This window comes from Oleiphilus sp. HI0079 (assembly GCF_001635105.1).
This window is the reverse complement of the sequence record NZ_LWFT01001301.1, coordinates 1-1,141: the sequence shown is the minus strand read 5'-3', so window position 1 is coordinate 1,141 and position 1,141 is coordinate 1. Positions and strand designations below refer to the sequence as shown.

Annotated in this window: 2 protein-coding genes and 1 pseudogene; 2 read left to right on the top strand and 1 reads right to left on the bottom strand. The window is 47.9% G+C overall.

What is annotated here, in order from left to right; genetic code table 11:
* Both A3750_RS22645 and arfB read left to right on the top strand, forming a co-directional pair.
* Nucleotides 1-212: pseudogene (locus A3750_RS22645) on the top strand (ATP-dependent helicase); the annotation flags it as partial.
* Between the two features lie 66 nt (nt 213-278).
* A complete protein-coding gene (gene arfB, locus A3750_RS22640; protein WP_068548067.1) occupies nt 279-695 on the top strand; it encodes an alternative ribosome rescue aminoacyl-tRNA hydrolase ArfB in 417 nt (138 codons plus the stop codon).
* Nucleotides 696-727: 32 nt separating this feature from the next.
* Here the strand turns inward: arfB and A3750_RS22635 are convergent.
* A partial coding sequence (locus A3750_RS22635; protein ID WP_156498858.1) for a thioredoxin domain-containing protein occupies nt 728-1,141 on the bottom strand: 414 nt, incomplete at its 5' end.

The following is a 1,141-nucleotide window of genomic DNA, read 5'->3' as shown; positions in this document are numbered from 1 at the left end:
TGATCGAGGCCGCCGAATTTAACTTGATGGCAAGTATCGAGCGCTTCTTGAATCAGCGCTTTGACCGCCGAAGAATTAAAGCACTGGAAGGCTTCTACAAAGGCCCTAAAAAGCTAAAAGCTTCCGGCAAAGCCGCGGGCTCGAAAAAGAAAAAGAAAGACAAAAAAGGCGAGAAAACAACCGTCAAGAAGAAAAGCAAGAAAGCCAAGTAAGGCTACTCGTTGCGCGCACCTGCTTGACGGCGCCATTACTACTTACTCAACCAAAGCACGTCGACAATGCCCTTAGTCATTTCAAATTGCGTGGTCATTCCTGACCACGAAATTGAGCTCACAGCGATTCGCGCTCAAGGTGCGGGCGGGCAAAACGTCAATAAAGTCTCGTCTGCAATTCATTTGCGTTTTGATATTCAACACTCTTCTTTGCCCGATTTCTATAAACAAAAACTCCTGACAATGAACGATAGCCGAATCAGCAAAGACGGCGTCTTAATTCTTAAAGCTCAAGAGTTTCGAACTCAGGAAAAGAATCGTCAAGAGGCGCTTAACCGTCTTCAAGAATTGGTTCAAAAAGCAGGCTACGTGCAAAAAGCAAGACGCCCCACCAAGCCATCACGCAACTCGCAGAAAAAACGCATGGATAGGAAAACCAAGCACAGCAGAACGAAAATCTTGCGGGGGCGAGTAGACCACTAGCCCCTGAGCACAAGCCACAGCCGCAGCTATGCTTATTGCGCTTTAGACAGCTCGCCTATCACTAATTGATACAAATGATCCGGCCCATGCTGCTCTAGTGGCTGGCCATTCACAAAAAACGTGGGTGTTTGATTAATCTTAAAAGCCCGAAGATCCGCACCCTCCTGAGCAATCAACTGATCCATTTCCTCAGAATTAAGCATCGCTTTAGCACTGCTCACATTAAGGCCCGCCTGCTCAGCCAACTCCCATGCACGATCAATGTTAGGACTATGGTGAGACGCCCACTCTTGCTGTTGTAGTAACAAGGTCTCCAGAACCGCTTGATATACTTGCTGTTGTCGCGCCGCTTCGAGCAAACGCACGACAGTCTCCGATCCTTGATGGAATGCTGCATAGCGAATCACAAGGCGCACATCATCAGGGTGGCGCTTCAAAATCTCTTT